We start from the raw sequence: 14,660 nt of genomic DNA on the forward strand, positions 1-14,660 counted from the left end.
GGGGCAGCTGCCGGCACTTTCGCGGAAATCAGCGGTTCCGCTGGCCGCCGTCGCGCGATACGGCCTCGGGCTCGCCTTCACCCGAACGCGCCTCTTCCTTGGAAGGCGCTGCACCCCAACCCTGAACGACCTTGGGCTTGGCGTAGAACAGCGCCACGGCCGCACCCACCAGGATCGCGAAGGCTGGCAGCAATACGGACTGGCTCATCGCCGTCGAGAAGCCCTCGTGCAGGAACGGAGGCAAGGCACCGGTGAAGCCGCTCTCGCCGGCCGGCGATGCACCGGGAGGCGCCGCGGGCAGCTCCACCGCGAGCCGGGCCTGGATCAGCGCGGCAATCGCGGCCGATCCCAGCACGGCACCGATCTGGCGCGTCGTATTGAAGACGCCGGAACCGGCTCCAGCTTGGCGCGGCGGGAGGTTACGCGTGGTGGCGTTGGAGACCGGGCCCCAAATGAAGCCGTTCGCCACGCCTTGGAGGGCACTCGGCAAGAGGAACATCCAGATGGCAGTGTCCGGCTTCAGGAGGGCACCGGTCCAGAACAGTGCGCCGGACAAGCAGACAAGCCCGAAGGCGGCAAACCAGCGCGGATTGATCCGGTCGATCAAGCGTCCGACGACCGGTGCCAGGCCGCCGGAAATCACGGCCATCGGAATCATGAGCAACGCAGACTGAGTGGGCGTCAGGCCCCGGACTACTTGGTAGTAGAAGATGGTGGGCAACGGGAAGGCGGTGATCGTGAAGCCGACCGACATGATGGTGGCGTTGCCCAGCGAGAAGTTGCGGTCCTTGAACAAACCCAAGGGCAACAAGGGCTCGCCGCCCCGGCGCTCCAACACCCACTGCCACACGACAAACAGGGCGAGGACAACGAGGCCCGCGATGATCAAGCCCCACACAGAGATGGGCCCGGCCACGGTCCCCCACTTGTAGCTTTGGCCCTCTTGGATGCCGAACACCAGCAGGAACATCCCGGCGGCTGACAAGAGCACGCCCAAGACGTCGAACTTGTGGCTGTGCGTAGTCAGCTTCGGCACGAGCCGGGTGACCAGGATGAATCCGACGATGCCGATGGGTACGTTGATGAAGAAGATCCACTGCCAGCCGAAGCCGTCAACCAGGACTCCGCCAAGGATCGGTCCCACCAGGATCGCCATGCCCGCGGTGGCTCCCCAAAGGCCCATGGCAGCGCCACGACGGTCCGGCGGGAAGATACGGGTGATGACGGCCATTGTCTGCGGCGTCATCATGGCTGCACCGATGCCCTGGATCACACGGGCGGTGATCAACGTGGCGATGTCGCCCGAAAGCCCGCACCACAATGACGCGAGGGTGAAGACGACCAAGCCGATCAGGTAAAGGTTTTTCGGTCCGAATCGGTCGCCAAGCCGCCCGGTGATCAGGAGGGGCACAGCATAGGCGAGGAGGTAGGCGCTCGTCACCCAAATGACGGCGTTGATGTCAGTGTGCAGGCCCTCCATGATCCGCGGGTTGGCCACGGAGACGATGGTGGTGTCGATCAGGATCATGAAGAACCCGACCACGAGGGACCATAGTGCGGGCCACGGTTTAGTGACGTTTTCCATGGGATTCCTTTGACTGTTTTCTTGCGGGATGGGGAGCCGGATGGCTGGTTACCATGGGAGCTGCCCTCTGCGGAGCTCGTCCTGGAAGCCGCGGATCCAAGCAATTTCGGTCCGCAGCATGGATTGCTGGTACTTGACGTCGAGCCAAAACCTGCGTTCAATGCCCCGCTCGACGACCGACTCCTCACCGCGGTGCAGGAAGTCAAGTTGCTGCTCGAGGCTCGCCACGCGCTGGTCGAGGAGTTCAACCACGACGCCGGATGGCAGGTTGTGTGCCTCGGCAATCGCGTGCGGGAAGCTGGGGTATTCGTTCACGGGTTCCGCGAGCATGCCCTGGAGTCGCTCGGTCAAGGCCTCGCGGCCAGTGCCCGTGATCCGGTAGGTAGTGCGCTCGGGCCGGTTGCCTGCCCGGTCGATTCCCGCGGCTTCCACCAAGCCTGCCTCTTCCAGCCTTCCCACTGCGTGGTATAGCGTTCCCGGCCGGACTTTGACCAATCGGTCTTCCTGCCGTGCCATCAGGAGCTGGTACATCTCGTAGGGATGCATAGGAGCTTCGACGAGGAGGGCGAGCGCGGCGACCCCGAGTGGGGTCAACGAAACTTTCGCCATCACTCCTCCATCCGAATTATTCCACCTCAACTATTCCACATGGAATAATCGGCGACAAGTCGGCTCGATTCGACGATTCCCTGCACACTCGACGCTTACGAACACCTAGCGCGCGGGGAACCGTCGAAACGGAGCCCGGAAGCCTATCCGAGCAGTTCGAGAATGTCCGTACGGGCAAACATCCTGGCTGCCTCGCGCGCTGTGGGGCTGCCGGCGTCGGGATCCGCGCCGGCGTCGATCAGGACCCGGGCCACCTCGCTGTAGCCCTTGAAGACGGCTCCGGCCAACGGCGTCTGGCCCCGGTCGTTGGCCGCGTTCGCATCGGCACCGTGGTGGAGCAGTAGCTGAACGGTTTCCGCGTGGCCGTGATACGCGGCCAGCATCAGGAGCGAATCCCCGGCGGCGTTGGTCATTCGGGCAGGCGCGCCGGCATTCAGGTAGCTGCGAAGGAGTTCGGAATTACCTTCCCGGGCGGCGTCGAACAGGGTGTGCGCCAGGGCAACGGCTTCGTCGTCCTCGCTCATGGTCTCGGCATCGGCGCCGTTGTTCTCGCTCATCGGTGGGGTCCCTTCAGGAATCCGGTCTGGCGCCCCACGACCTGTCCGGCGTCGGGCGCAACGATTACTTCCTGGGCAGCGGGATAGGGTTCGTCGCCGTCCAGGACGGTCAGCACTTCACCGGGGTCGACAGACCGCTTGATGAGCGCCAGTCCCACCGGCCCCATTTCGAAGTGCTGGGCCACAGATGTCAGGGTACCCACCTTGCGTTCCCCGGCAAATACGGCACTTCCGGCCGCAGGAAGCGTGTGCTGCGATCCATCCAGTTGGAGGAAGACGAGCCGGCGGGGCGGGTGTCCCAGGTTGTGGACGCGGGCGATGGTTTCCTGTCCTTTGTAGCAGCCTTTGGCGAGATGCACCGAGGTCCGCAGGAGATCGAGCTCGTGCGGGATGGTCTTCTCGTCCGTTTCCGCTCCAAAGCGCGGCCGCCATGCGGCAATGCGGAGCGCGTCTGCTGCCATCGATCCGGCGAGGGCCATCCCGTCAACGGCGGACTCAAGCTCGGCGGCCGGAATAAGGTACTCGAACCACGGCCGTTCGAGGCCCGGGTGCGAGTCTTCTTCGACCACGCTGTACGAGTATCCCCCGGCGCCGATATGCGGCCATGGGTCCTCCCACACGAGGCGGCCGGACCAAGCGTCAACCGCCTTGGTGGATCCGACGACGGCCCAATCCGCCGAAACATCCGCCACATCGACCCGCAGCATGAACTTCATCTTGGTGAGCCACTCGGCCAGAGGCGCCGCCTCAGCCGCCTCCACGAGCAACCACGTCGTCTCGCCGTCGTCCACAACACGGGCGTCGAATTCGATGCGCCCTTGGATGGTGAGGAGCAACAGTTCGCTCGAGGTGCCCGGTTGGAGGTTGGTGACTTGCTGGGAGGACAGAGTGTTGAGCCAACTGAGGCGGTCCGGTCCGGTAACCGTCACCACACCCCGGTAGGAAAGGTCGACGACGGCGGTACCGGCAGCGAGTGCGCGCTGCTCACGGAGGGGCTCCCCGTAGTGGGCCGCGACGCCGGAATCCTCGCCGCCGCCTTCGACGGCTCCAGGGCGCGACAATAGTGGGCTCGTGTAAGTCATATGTAGTAGAAGTCCTTGGGGCTCAGCGGTATTCCGGGTTTTCGAAATCGAAGCGGGTACCGGCTTTCCATTCATCCGGAAGGTTGCCGTAAGCGGGAATGCCTCCGGCGTCCTTGAGCATCCGGGCGAAGTGCAGCAGGTTCCAGGTCATGAAGGTGGCATTCCGGTTGGTGAAGTCGCTCTCCGGGCCGCCGGAACCTTCATCGAGGTAGCTCGGGCCGGGGCCGACCGGTCCGATCCAGCCCGCATCGGCCTGGGGCGGGATGGTGAAGCCCACATGCTGCAAGCTGTACAGAACGTTCATGGCGCAATGCTTGATTCCGTCTTCGTTACCGGTGATCAGGCAGCCACCCACCTTCGGGTAGAAAGCCCACTGGCCCTTGCTGTTGAGTTGCCCGGAATGGGCGTAGAGCCGCTCGATGAGTTTCTTGGTCTGGGAAGAATTGTCACCCAGCCAGATGGGCCCGGCCACTACCACGATATCGGCTTCCTGGACCGCCGGATACAGTTCCGGCCACTCGTCCGAGGCCCAACCATGTTCGCGCATGTCCGGATACACCCCGGCCGCAATATCGTGGTCCACGGTCCGGATGAGGCGCGTGCTGACGCCTTGTTTTTCCATGATCCGCCGGCTGATGGCGATGACGCCGTCCGTATTGCTCACTTGCGGGGACGGCTTGAGCGTGCCGTTGAAGAACACGGCTTTGAGGTCGTCGTAGCTGGCAGGTTTTGTTGCTTCGTTCACTTGCTGCTCCCTCGGTTCGAGCTGCGAAACCGGGCGATCAGCGAGGCTTGGCGTTGCGTACCCCTACGAGACCCTGTTCAGAAAAGCCGAAGCATGGGCCTCGAGCGACTTACCCGGTGTGGACACATCCCAGCGCCACAATAGATTGCCGTCTACGAGGCCGAAGATGCGTGTGGCGGCAGTGTATTCCTTGGAGTGGCCACCGCGCATCACCATGTCGGTGCTCATCTGGATTTGCGGGCCCTTGATCTGCCCGTAATAGAGCTCGCTGATGCCACCGGGATGCGCGATGGACACCGAGATATCGAATCCGCCTTCCGCATTGCGGAGGGCTTCGACGTCGTCGGCGGTCTTCATCACTGGGACGATCTCTGCCGGCGTGAGGCCGGGACCGCCGTCGGCGTCGAGCATTTTGCGTTCCAAGGCCCAAAAGCCGGTTTCCACCGTCAAGGGCCGCAACTTGGTGCCGTGCTCGTCGCTGAGCCAGCTTTCCGCGCGGTACTCCAGGTAGGGCAGGCCATGGTGGGTAAAGGAGACGTGCTGGATGAAATGGTCCGAGTCTTCCTCGCCGGTCCCAAGCCGTCCCCGGCCTTCCCACTCACCAATGAGCCAGGAAAGCGGTACCAGTTCGGGGGTCAGGTCGGTGGGAATTTCGATGGGCACGGCATTTACCTCAGTGGACCAAGGGGCGGGACGGGAACGAAGGGTGCCTCGGCGCTACTTCTGGCCCCGGAAAAGACGGTATACAACAAAGCCGGCGAACCACGCCATCGAGAGGCCGGCGATGGTCAGGAGGACAAGGAAGAAGATTTCATATGCAAGAACGGACATGATGCCATCCTAACCGCTAGTAGATGAGTAGTTTGTCGATGAAGTAGGACAAAGCGCCCACCGCCCACACGGGAGCGACGCCCATGCCCAGGACCGCGGCGAAATTGAGCCGGCCGAGCCGCAACGTGACCATCCGCCGGAAACTGACCAGGACGGAACCGACCACCACGCCGACGACGATGGCCGGCACGATGGAAATGTCGGAAAAGACAAGACCCGCGAGTGGCGCCACCAATCCTGCCGCGACGATGCCCAAGGGCGCCACCACCCGGTCCGGCCAGCGGAGAAGTCCCGCGAGCAAGGCAACAGCGGCGCTGAGGCCCGCCACCAGCACCATTTCCTTGATGCCGTTGAACCGCGCCCCGGCAATCCAGCCCGCACCAAGGCAGCTCAAGAGCACGCCGGCGCAGCTTCCAAGGGTCGACTCGAGCCTTTGGGCCTGGCCCGTACCCCGGATCAACTGGACCACGAATACAGCCACGACCCCGGCGCCGATGAAGGCCGGAGTCGCGTCAAGGAATCCGGGCGGCGGGACGAAGGCGGCAGCGACGGCGGAGGCCGCCCCGCTCAAGCCGATGACCGCCGCGAGCGTCTTCTTCGCCGGGACGGCCAGGAAGTGGGGCCACCCCACGCCGACGGCGGCAGCGGCGAGGACACCGATGACCACCATTACTGCAGGCGGACCGTACGTACCGGCCACGATGACCGCGAGCGCCACGAGGCCGACGACCCCGATGCTCCAAGACTTCACAGTGTCCCTGACTTTTCGTTCCAACATCAACATGCCTTTGGGCTCTTGCCAATCCTGCCCTATGTGGCTCAAATATGTCGCAAAAGGGAACTGAAGGTGTCACTAATCCCTGACGTGGAAAGGGCTGTTAGGTATACTCGGTTGTCAACAGCGCTTCTAAAAGCACGGTTTCCGTTACAACGGGGCCACGCCGGATACGAGCAGCTACCGGCCGGTGGAAACCCGGTTCAGACGCCCGATGATGCGCCGACCGCCCTTGGAGGAACTATGTCGCACATCCTGCTCCTGACGAACAGCACCGGCTCGTCGGTAGATATCCTGCCTGCGCTTGAACTCTTGAACCATCGCGTTCACATCCTTCCGGCGGAGCCCACGGCTTTACTGGAGACGGATCCCACCGACGTCGTCTTCCTCGATGCGCGCAAGGACCTGGTGGGCGCGCGTTCGCTAACCCAACTCCTGAAAGCCACGGGTCTGAGCGCCCCGATCATCCTGATCCTGACCGAAGGCGGCATGGCCGCCGTTTCCTCGGCGTGGTCGGTGGATGACATCGTCCTCGATTCCGCCGGACCGGCGGAAGTGGAAGCCCGCATCCGGCTGGCCATGGCGCGCGCCGTCCCCGGCGAAGAGGAGCCAACGAGCGAAATCCGGGCGGCCGGCGTCGTGATCGACGAGACAAGCTATACGGCGAGGGTCAACGGGCAGGCACTGAACCTGACCTTCAAGGAGTTCGAGCTCCTGAAGTACCTCGCCCAGCATCCGGGGAGGGTCTTCACCCGCCAACAGCTCCTGACCGAGGTGTGGGGGTACGACTACTACGGCGGCACCCGCACGGTGGACGTGCACGTCCGGCGCCTGCGCGCGAAGCTTGGCCCGGACCACGAAAACCTCATCAGCACGGTCCGCAACGTGGGTTACCGGCTGACCCTCGTCCGGCTGCCGGAGGATGAACTCTCCGAGGCGTAGCCCCTCAAACAGAGAAGCAGGCCCGGACTCGCTGAGTCCGGGCCTGCTTTCATGTTCAATAGACGGCAGCTTCCTGCCGAGCTGAGTGGAGGACATACGGGTCGAACGTATCGAGGCCACCCCTCTGGTGGATCCCCCTCGCATCCCGCTTTCGCAAGCCGGACGAGTTATAGACCTTACACGGCCCATGCGACGCCCGCAAAATCCATCCCGCCAAACCGGCGCCGGACGTATAGCCTTGCAGCATGAGCCCTGCACACCCGGAGAACTGGCCCGTCCTCATCGTCAAAGGCGCCCCGGACGGCGAGCTGCTGAGGGACATCAAAACCCTCGCGGCCGCTGCGGAAGAGTCGGACGGCAACCCGCCGCTGTCCGAACAGACCCTGGTCATGTTGCGCGGAGCCGATGCCGGCGACCACTCGCTGACGTCGCTGGCCCTTTATGCGCCGGACGAGCAGTCCGATCCGGTGAGCGGACAGGACCTGGCGGGGATCGCCGTCGTCGTTGAGGCCGAAGACGGAACCGGGGTGGTGGAAATGGCGGTCCACCCGACCTACCGGAACCAGGGCGTCTCCGGGAGGCTGCTGGACTCGCTCCGGGACGAGCGCGGCTTCGAGGGGCTCACCGCGTGGTCGCACGGCAACCATGAGGCCGCAGCCGACCTCGCTGACCGTTACGGCTACGGTCCGGTGCGCGAGCTTTGGAAGATGCGGCTCATGTCCTCAACCGCGGAACTGCCCGACGTCGGGCTGCCGGACGGAGTCTCCCTGCGCGCCTTCGTGCCGGGACAGGACGAGGCCGCCTGGCTCGCGGCGAACAAGGCCGCCTTCTCGCACCACCCGGAACAGGGTTCGCTCACGCGCGCGGACCTGGACGCGCGGATGGAGGAGGACTGGTTCGATCCCGCGGGATTCCTGTTGGCAGTGGACCGCGAGGGTGAGTTGCTCGGCTTCCACTGGACAAAGGTGCACCCGAAGCAAGGGCCCCATCCGGCCATCGGCGAGGTCTACGTGGTCGGCGTGACTCCCGCCGCCCAGGGCATGGGCCTTGGCAAGGCACTCACTGTAGCGGGAATCAGGTACTTGCAGGGCCACGACCTGCATTCGGTGATGCTGTACGTGGACGCCGACAACACGGCTGCGGTTGCCCTCTACCAGAAGCTCGGATTCGTACGCTGGGACGTGGACGTCATGTACGGGCCATTAACCCAAAAGTAACCGCAGACAAGGGCGAACCTGAAAGCTTGCGACATCTGGGATTCCGGCACGTGGAATCCTTGTAGGGTTGAAGAACACCTGCTCTGAACGAAGGAGAGCCCGATGAATCCGGACCCGGTCGGAACCGCAAAAACCGAGGTCAAGGGCGCAACCTTGCCTCCCCGCTTCGGGTCATCCGAAGTCCCGGCTGCGCGGGCTACGCAGGACCGCATCGACATTCCGGAATTTGCGCCGTCCTTGGTCCCGGAAGGCGATATCAGTCCGGACCGTTTCCTGGACCGTGAACTGAGCTGGCTCGCCTTCAACGCTCGCGTCCTTGAGCTCGCCGAGGATCCGGACCTTTTCCTGCTGGAACGGGTCAACTTCCTGTCGATTTTCGCCTCCAACCTGGATGAGTTCTTCATGGTGCGCGTCGCGGGCTTGAAGCGCCGCATCGCCACCGGACTCGCGGTGCCCTCCCCCGCCGGCCTGAGCCCGGTCGAAGTCCTGGAACAGATTGGTGAGGCCGCCCACAAGCTGCAGGAGCGCCACGCCCGCGTGTTCGCCGAGCAGATCCGCCCGGCCCTGGCTTACGAGCACATCCACTTGATGCGTTGGGACGAGCTCGACGACGAAGCGCAGCACCGCTTGAGCGTCATGTTCGGCGAGAAGGTCTTCCCGATCCTCACCCCGCTCGCGGTTGATCCGGCCCACCCGTTCCCCTACATTTCCGGCCTGTCCTTGAACTTGGCCGTCATCGTCCGGAACCCGGTGAGCGACAAGGAACTGTTCGCCCGCGTCAAGGTTCCGGACCAGCTGCCCCGGCTCATCTCCATCGACGGAGCGCGCGCCGGTGCCGTCCCGGGCCGTGTGGCCCGCTTCATCGCCCTCGAAGAAGTCATTGCGGTCCACTTGGACAAGCTGTTCCCCGGCATGGAAGTCATGGAGCACCACTCGTTCCGGGTTACCCGCAACGAAGACGTCGAGGTTGAAGAGGACGACGCCGAGAACCTCCTGCAGGCGCTCGAGAAGGAACTGCTGCGCCGGCGTTTCGGCCCGCCCGTCCGCCTCGAGGTCACCACGGACATCAACCCGAACATCCGGGCCCTCCTGGTGCGGGAACTCGGCGTCGAGGAATCCGAGGTCTACTCGGTTCCGGCACCGCTGGACCTCCGTGGCTTGTCGGTCATCGGCGGGATCGACCGCGCGGACCTGCACTACCCGAAGCACGTTCCGCACACGTCCCGGTACTTGAACGAGTCCGAGACCTCCAAGGCGGCCAACGTCTTCGCGGCCATGCGGCGGCGCGACATCCTGCTGCACCACCCGTACGACTCCTTCTCGACCTCGGTCCAGGCGTTCCTTGAGCAGGCGGCCTCCGATCCCAAGGTCCAGGCGATCAAGCAGACCCTGTACCGCACCTCCGGCGACTCCCCCATTGTGGATGCCTTGATCGACGCCGCCGAGGCCGGCAAGCAGGTCCTGGCCCTCGTGGAAATCAAGGCCCGCTTCGATGAGCAGGCCAACATTTCCTGGGCCCGCAAGCTCGAGCAGGCCGGCGTCCACGTGGTTTACGGCATCGTGGGACTCAAGACCCACTGCAAGCTTTCCTTGGTGGTCCGCCAGGAAGTCGACGGGCTCCGCCGCTACTGCCACATCGGTACGGGCAACTACCACCCGCGCACTGCTCGATACTACGAGGACCTCGGCTTGCTGACCTCGAACGAGCAAGTAGGCGAGGACCTGTCCAAGCTCTTCAACCAGCTGTCCGGCTACGCCCCCAAGTCCACCTTCAAGCGGCTCCTCGTTGCCCCGCGTTCAGTACGCTCCGGACTGATCGAGAGGATCGAAACCGAGATCCGCAATGCCCGCGCCGGTATCCCGGCCAGGGTACAGATCAAGGTCAATTCCATGGTGGACGAGGCCATCATCGATGCCCTCTACCGTGCCTCCCAGGCCGGCGTGAAGGTCGATGTGATCGTCCGTGGCATCTGTTCCCTCCGTCCGGGAGTGCCGGGATTGAGCGAGAACATCACCGTCCGCTCCATCCTGGGCCGCTTCCTCGAGCACTCGCGCGTCTTCGCGTTTGCCAACGGCAACGAACCCGTTGTCTATATCGGTTCGGCGGACATGATGCACCGCAACCTCGACCGCAGGGTCGAGGCCTTGGTCCAGCTCGCCAGCCGCGAAGACACCGCGGAAGTCCTGGAGCTGTTGGACCGCTACCTGGACCCCGGTACGGCGAGCTGGCACTTGGACAACGAGGGCAATTGGACCCGCTACCACCTCGCTGAGGACGGCGAACCCCTGCTGGACATCCAGTCCTGGCTGCTTGCATCCAGGTCCCGCCAACGCGCAGTCGCCCGGCGGTAGGCAGCGACAAAGTTGAACAGCGATACGCCCGTTGCCGACCAGACGGACCATCCGGGGGAACCAATCGCCGTCACGGCGGCAGGCGCCCTTCCTTGGCGCGTCACGAGGGGTTCCCTTGAGGTCCTGCTGATCCATCGGCCCAAGTACGACGATTGGTCCTGGCCCAAGGGAAAGCTTGACCCCGGAGAGACCATTCCGGAGTGTGCCTCCCGCGAGATCCGGGAAGAGATCGGGCTCGAGGCGCCCTTGGGGATTCCCTTGCCCCCAACGCATTACCATGTGGCGGCAGGTTTGAAGGTAGTCCATTACTGGGCCATGCAGGTCAACGGTTCCACCATCAAGCCCGACGGCGATGAAGTGGACGCCTACTTGTGGGCCGCGCCGGACAAAGCGGCGCGATTCCTGAGCAACCCCACCGACCTCGCTCCCCTCGAAGCACTGGAAAAGGCGCATCTGAACGGGGAGCTGGAAACCTGGCCCTTGATCCTTGTACGGCACGCCAAGGCCAAGCCCCGGTCCTCGTGGACGAAGGCGGAAGGCAGCCGTCCGTTGGCAGTGACCGGACTGCGCCAGGCCGTCTCCGTGGAACGGCTCCTGGGAGTGTGGCGTCCGGACCGTGTCATCAGCAGCCCGTGGACCCGCTGCGTATCGACCATCGCCCCCTATGCGAGGTCCTTCGGCGCCAAGGTCAAGCTCGTGGAGGCCCTCACCGAGCACAGCCACCAGCGCAGCCCCAAGAAGGCCGCCGCCGTCGTCGAGGGTTTGTTCGATAAGCAGCGCTCAGCGGTCGTGTGCACCCACCGGCCCGTCCTTCCCACGATGTTGAAGGCACTCGCCGAGCACATGGGACCGGAACTCGCCGGGGCATTGCCTACGCAGGATCCGTACTTGGCCACGGGCGAGATGATCGTGTGCCATGTGGCCGAGGCCAACAGCCAGCGCGTGGTGGCCGTGGAGCAAATCAAAGCTTTCGATGACTAAGGCGTGCTCAAGTAAGCTTGTTGCGTGAGTATCCCAACCCCCTATGAAGACCTCCTGCGCGACGTCATGGCCGGCGGAACGCACAAGTCGGACCGCACAGGCACGGGCACGCGAAGCGTCTTCGGCCGCCAGATCCGCTTCGATCTCGGCCAGGGATTTCCGCTGATCACCACCAAGCGGGTTCATTTCAAGTCGATCGCGCTGGAGCTCCTGTGGTTCCTTCGCGGCGAGTCGAACGTGAAGTGGCTCCAGGAGCAGGGCGTCACCATTTGGGACGAGTGGGCAGACTCCGACGGCGAACTCGGCCCGGTCTACGGCGTCCAGTGGCGTAGCTGGCCGACCCCCGACGGCGGCCACATCGACCAGATCTCCGAGCTCATGAAGGGACTGGCGACCAACCCGGATTCCCGCCGCCACATCGTCTCGGCGTGGAACGTGTCCGAGATCAAGGACATGGCCCTCCCACCCTGCCATGCGTTCTTCCAGTTCTACGTGGCGGACGGCAAGCTGTCCTGCCAGTTGTACCAGCGCTCGGCGGACATGTTCCTCGGCGTCCCCTTCAATATCGCTTCCTATGCGCTGCTGACGTGCATGGTGGCCCAGCAGCTCGGGCTCGAACCCGGCGACTTTGTCTGGACCGGCGGCGACGTCCACGTGTACGACAACCACGTCGAGCAGGTCACGGAGCAGCTCTCCCGCGAACCGTATGAGTATCCGCAGCTTCACTTCACCCGCAAGCCGGACTCGATCTTCGACTACACCTTCGAGGACTTCGAAGTGGTCGGCTACCGGCACCACCCCTCGATCAAGGCGCCGGTGGCAGTATGAGCACCCAGGAAAACCCAGCGCAGGAAACCGCCGCGGAGCCGGTTGAGCTGGCGGCCGGCATCGGCTTGGTGTGGGCGCAAACGGCCCGCGGAGTGATCGGCAAGGACGGCACCATGCCGTGGCACGTCCCCGAAGACTTGAAGCACTTCAGCTCCCTGACAAAGGGCCACCCCGTCATCATGGGACGCAAGACGTGGGAATCGTTCCCGGAAAAGTTCCGCCCATTGCCCGGCCGGACCAACATCGTGGTGACCCGGCAGGAGAACTGGGCGGACACGCCCGAGGCAAGTGGCGCCGTCGTGGTCTCTTCCCTTGATGCCGCCCTTTTGGAGTCCCAGTTCGCCCCCGGCAACCGGAACGTCTGGATCATCGGCGGCGGCGAGATCTACCGGCAGTCGATGGACATCGCGAACGTCGCCGTGGTTACGGTGATCGATACCGATTCCGACGGCGACACTTTCGCCCCGGACTTCGGCGCGGCCTGGAGCCTGGAGGCTACTCAACCCGCTGAGGGCTGGCTGACGTCCAGCAACGGCACCAACTACCGGATCGCCACGTGGCGCCGGACGGAAGACTGAGGATGCTGAAGAAACCCGAGACGCTGTTCGTGCTGGGCTACATGCTGCTGCCGCTTTTCGCCTTGTTGTCCGCGATCATCGGCCTGACCATGATCCTCGGCGGCAACAAGATCGTGGGGATCATCGTGCTGGTGGTGGTCACCCAGGTCTTCACGTTCGGAGCGTTCTACGCCTTGCGCGCCCGCAAAGCGGCGATGCTGGAAGAGCCCGACGCCGGAAAATAGTACCGCTGCTCCGCTAACCGGGTGCCGCCCGGGTTGGTGACGTAACCGACAGCGGTCCGGCGTCCCGAAAGTTTAGACTGTTCAAATGACTACAGCAGCTAATCCGTCCGTTGGACTGGTCGGTTGGCGTGGCATGGTCGGTTCCGTCCTGATGCACCGCATGCAGGAAGAGGGAGACTTCGCCACCATCAACCCGGTATTTTTCTCCACCTCGAACGCGGGAGGTGCCGCGCCCACCCTCGCTGGTACAGCAGAGGGCAGCACAGGCAAGCTCGAGAATGCGTTCGATATTGAGACGCTTGCCAAGCTGCCGATTATTGTCACCGCCCAGGGCGGCGACTACACCAAGCAGGTCCACGGCGAACTCCGCAGTCGGGGCTGGGACGGCCTCTGGATCGATGCCGCGTCCACCCTGCGCATGAACGACGATTCCATCATCGTCCTGGACCCCATCAACCGCGACGTCATCGACGAAGGCCTGTCCTCCGGAGTGAAGGACTACATCGGCGGCAACTGTACGGTCTCGTGCATGCTGATGGGACTCGGCGGCCTCTTCAAGAACAACCTGGTGGAGTGGGGCACTTCCATGACCTACCAGGCCGCGTCCGGCGGTGGCGCCCGCCACATGCGGGAGCTGCTCAACCAGTTCGGGACCCTCAACAACGAGGTCAGCAGCGAACTTGAGGATCCCGCTTCGGCCATCTTGGAAATCGACCGGAAAGTCCTGGCCGCCCAGCGCACCGGCGTTGACGCCACCCAGTTCGGCGTGCCCCTCGCAGGGTCCTTGATCCCCTGGATCGACGCCGACCTCGGCAACGGCCAGTCCAAGGAAGAGTGGAAGGCCGGGGTGGAAACCAACAAGATCCTCGGCACCGGCAAGGGCACCGAAGGCAAGGACCACATCGCCATGGACGGCCTCTGCGTCCGCATCGGCGCCATGCGTTCCCACTCCCAGGCCCTGACGCTCAAGTTGCGCGAAGACTTGTCCGTGGCCGATATCGAGAAGCTCCTGGACACGGACAACGAATGGGCCAAGGTGGTTCCCAACACCAAGGAAGCGTCCATGGCGGACCTCACCCCGGTCGCCGCATCCGGAACCCTGGACATCCCGGTCGGCCGCATCCGCAAGCTTGAGATGGGACCTGAGTACATCAGCGCCTTCACCGTGGGCGACCAGCTCCTCTGGGGTGCGGCCGAACCGCTGCGCCGCATGCTGAAGATCGCCACCGGCACGCTGTAGTCGGAACCGCACCTACATCGGCCCGCTGCCTTCAACGAGGCGGCGGGCCGTTGGCGTTAACGAGGGCGTTAACGGGCTGATGGCTTTAAATGGCGGGGGCCTGCTCAGGGTTCC

Annotated in this window: 15 protein-coding genes; 8 read left to right on the top strand and 7 right to left on the bottom strand. The window is 64.1% G+C overall.

Going from position 1 to position 14,660, the window contains the following annotated elements:
- Nucleotides 1-28 precede the first annotated feature (28 nt).
- From E1809_RS01220 to E1809_RS01250, 7 genes are all read right to left on the bottom strand, one after another.
- Nucleotides 29-1,585: a DHA2 family efflux MFS transporter permease subunit gene (locus E1809_RS01220; RefSeq protein WP_133202401.1), complete on the bottom strand. Its 1,557-nt coding sequence runs from the start codon at nt 1,583-1,585 to the stop codon at nt 29-31.
- Between the two features lie 48 nt (nt 1,586-1,633).
- Nucleotides 1,634-2,194 (bottom strand): PadR family transcriptional regulator, encoded by a 561-nt coding sequence (locus tag E1809_RS01225; RefSeq protein WP_133202402.1) that lies wholly within the window; start codon nt 2,192-2,194, stop codon nt 1,634-1,636.
- Nucleotides 2,195-2,337: 143 nt separating this feature from the next.
- The gene (locus E1809_RS01230) at nt 2,338-2,751 is read right to left on the bottom strand and encodes an ankyrin repeat domain-containing protein (protein WP_165962169.1); all 414 of its coding nucleotides are present in this window, start codon (nt 2,749-2,751) and stop codon (nt 2,338-2,340) included.
- Nucleotides 2,748-3,833, bottom strand: coding sequence for a CAF17-like 4Fe-4S cluster assembly/insertion protein YgfZ (gene ygfZ / locus E1809_RS01235; RefSeq protein ID WP_133202403.1), 1,086 nt, complete (start codon nt 3,831-3,833; stop codon nt 2,748-2,750). Before ygfZ ends, E1809_RS01230 begins: the two co-directional genes overlap by 4 nt.
- Nucleotides 3,834-3,855: 22 nt before the next feature.
- On the bottom strand, nt 3,856-4,578 hold the full coding sequence (locus E1809_RS01240; protein ID WP_133202404.1) for a flavodoxin family protein: 723 nt from the start codon (nt 4,576-4,578) through the stop codon (nt 3,856-3,858).
- A gap of 63 nt (nt 4,579-4,641) precedes the next feature.
- Entirely contained in the window at nt 4,642-5,241 is a 600-nt protein-coding gene (locus E1809_RS01245) for a nitrobindin family protein (protein WP_133202405.1), read from the bottom strand.
- A gap of 184 nt (nt 5,242-5,425) precedes the next feature.
- On the bottom strand, nt 5,426-6,160 hold the full coding sequence (locus E1809_RS01250) for a permease (RefSeq protein ID WP_133202508.1): 735 nt from the start codon (nt 6,158-6,160) through the stop codon (nt 5,426-5,428).
- Between the two features lie 267 nt (nt 6,161-6,427).
- Here E1809_RS01250 and E1809_RS01255 point away from each other — a divergent pair, with 267 nt between their 5' ends.
- The 8 genes from E1809_RS01255 (at nt 6,428) to asd (ending at nt 14,546) form a co-directional block, all read left to right on the top strand.
- A complete protein-coding gene (locus E1809_RS01255; protein WP_133202406.1) occupies nt 6,428-7,126 on the top strand; it encodes a winged helix-turn-helix transcriptional regulator in 699 nt (232 codons plus the stop codon).
- Nucleotides 7,127-7,371: 245 nt separating this feature from the next.
- Complete coding sequence (gene mshD, locus E1809_RS01260) at nt 7,372-8,343, top strand: mycothiol synthase (protein ID WP_133202407.1); 972 nt, start codon at nt 7,372-7,374, stop codon at nt 8,341-8,343.
- 102 nt (nt 8,344-8,445) lie between these two features.
- A complete protein-coding gene (locus tag E1809_RS01265) occupies nt 8,446-10,695 on the top strand; it encodes an RNA degradosome polyphosphate kinase (protein ID WP_133202408.1) in 2,250 nt (749 codons plus the stop codon).
- A gap of 12 nt (nt 10,696-10,707) precedes the next feature.
- Nucleotides 10,708-11,676: an NUDIX hydrolase gene (locus E1809_RS01270; RefSeq protein ID WP_133202409.1), complete on the top strand. Its 969-nt coding sequence runs from the start codon at nt 10,708-10,710 to the stop codon at nt 11,674-11,676.
- A 24-nt stretch (nt 11,677-11,700) separates the two neighbouring features.
- The gene (locus E1809_RS01275) at nt 11,701-12,504 is read left to right on the top strand and encodes a thymidylate synthase (protein WP_133202410.1); all 804 of its coding nucleotides are present in this window, start codon (nt 11,701-11,703) and stop codon (nt 12,502-12,504) included.
- Nucleotides 12,501-13,082 (top strand): dihydrofolate reductase, encoded by a 582-nt coding sequence (locus E1809_RS01280; RefSeq protein ID WP_133202411.1) that lies wholly within the window; start codon nt 12,501-12,503, stop codon nt 13,080-13,082. The genes E1809_RS01275 and E1809_RS01280 overlap by 4 nt, the downstream gene beginning before the upstream one ends.
- A 2-nt stretch (nt 13,083-13,084) precedes the next feature.
- Nucleotides 13,085-13,306, top strand: coding sequence for an NF038396 family protein (locus E1809_RS01285; protein ID WP_133202412.1), 222 nt, complete (start codon nt 13,085-13,087; stop codon nt 13,304-13,306).
- Between the two features lie 85 nt (nt 13,307-13,391).
- Nucleotides 13,392-14,546, top strand: coding sequence for an aspartate-semialdehyde dehydrogenase (asd, locus tag E1809_RS01290; RefSeq protein WP_133202413.1), 1,155 nt, complete (start codon nt 13,392-13,394; stop codon nt 14,544-14,546).
- The last annotated feature ends 114 nt before the right edge of the window (nt 14,547-14,660 follow it).

Origin of the sequence: Arthrobacter terricola (assembly GCF_004354015.1) — a bacterium.
Lineage (GTDB): Bacteria > Actinomycetota > Actinomycetes > Actinomycetales > Micrococcaceae > Arthrobacter > Arthrobacter terricola.

Coding starts and splice junctions, on each gene's coding strand:
- ygfZ (WP_133202403.1), bottom strand. CDS start 3,833: ATGACTTACACGAGCCCACTATTGTCGCGCCCTGGAGCCGTCGAAGGC.
- E1809_RS01280 (WP_133202411.1), top strand. CDS start 12,501: ATGAGCACCCAGGAAAACCCAGCGCAGGAAACCGCCGCGGAGCCGGTT.
- E1809_RS01285 (WP_133202412.1), top strand. CDS start 13,085: ATGCTGAAGAAACCCGAGACGCTGTTCGTGCTGGGCTACATGCTGCTG.
- asd (WP_133202413.1), top strand. CDS start 13,392: ATGACTACAGCAGCTAATCCGTCCGTTGGACTGGTCGGTTGGCGTGGC.
- mshD (WP_133202407.1), top strand. CDS start 7,372: ATGAGCCCTGCACACCCGGAGAACTGGCCCGTCCTCATCGTCAAAGGC.
- E1809_RS01230 (WP_165962169.1), bottom strand. CDS start 2,751: ATGAGCGAGAACAACGGCGCCGATGCCGAGACCATGAGCGAGGACGAC.
- E1809_RS01225 (WP_133202402.1), bottom strand. CDS start 2,194: ATGGCGAAAGTTTCGTTGACCCCACTCGGGGTCGCCGCGCTCGCCCTC.
- E1809_RS01255 (WP_133202406.1), top strand. CDS start 6,428: ATGTCGCACATCCTGCTCCTGACGAACAGCACCGGCTCGTCGGTAGAT.
- E1809_RS01220 (WP_133202401.1), bottom strand. CDS start 1,585: ATGGAAAACGTCACTAAACCGTGGCCCGCACTATGGTCCCTCGTGGTC.
- E1809_RS01265 (WP_133202408.1), top strand. CDS start 8,446: ATGAATCCGGACCCGGTCGGAACCGCAAAAACCGAGGTCAAGGGCGCA.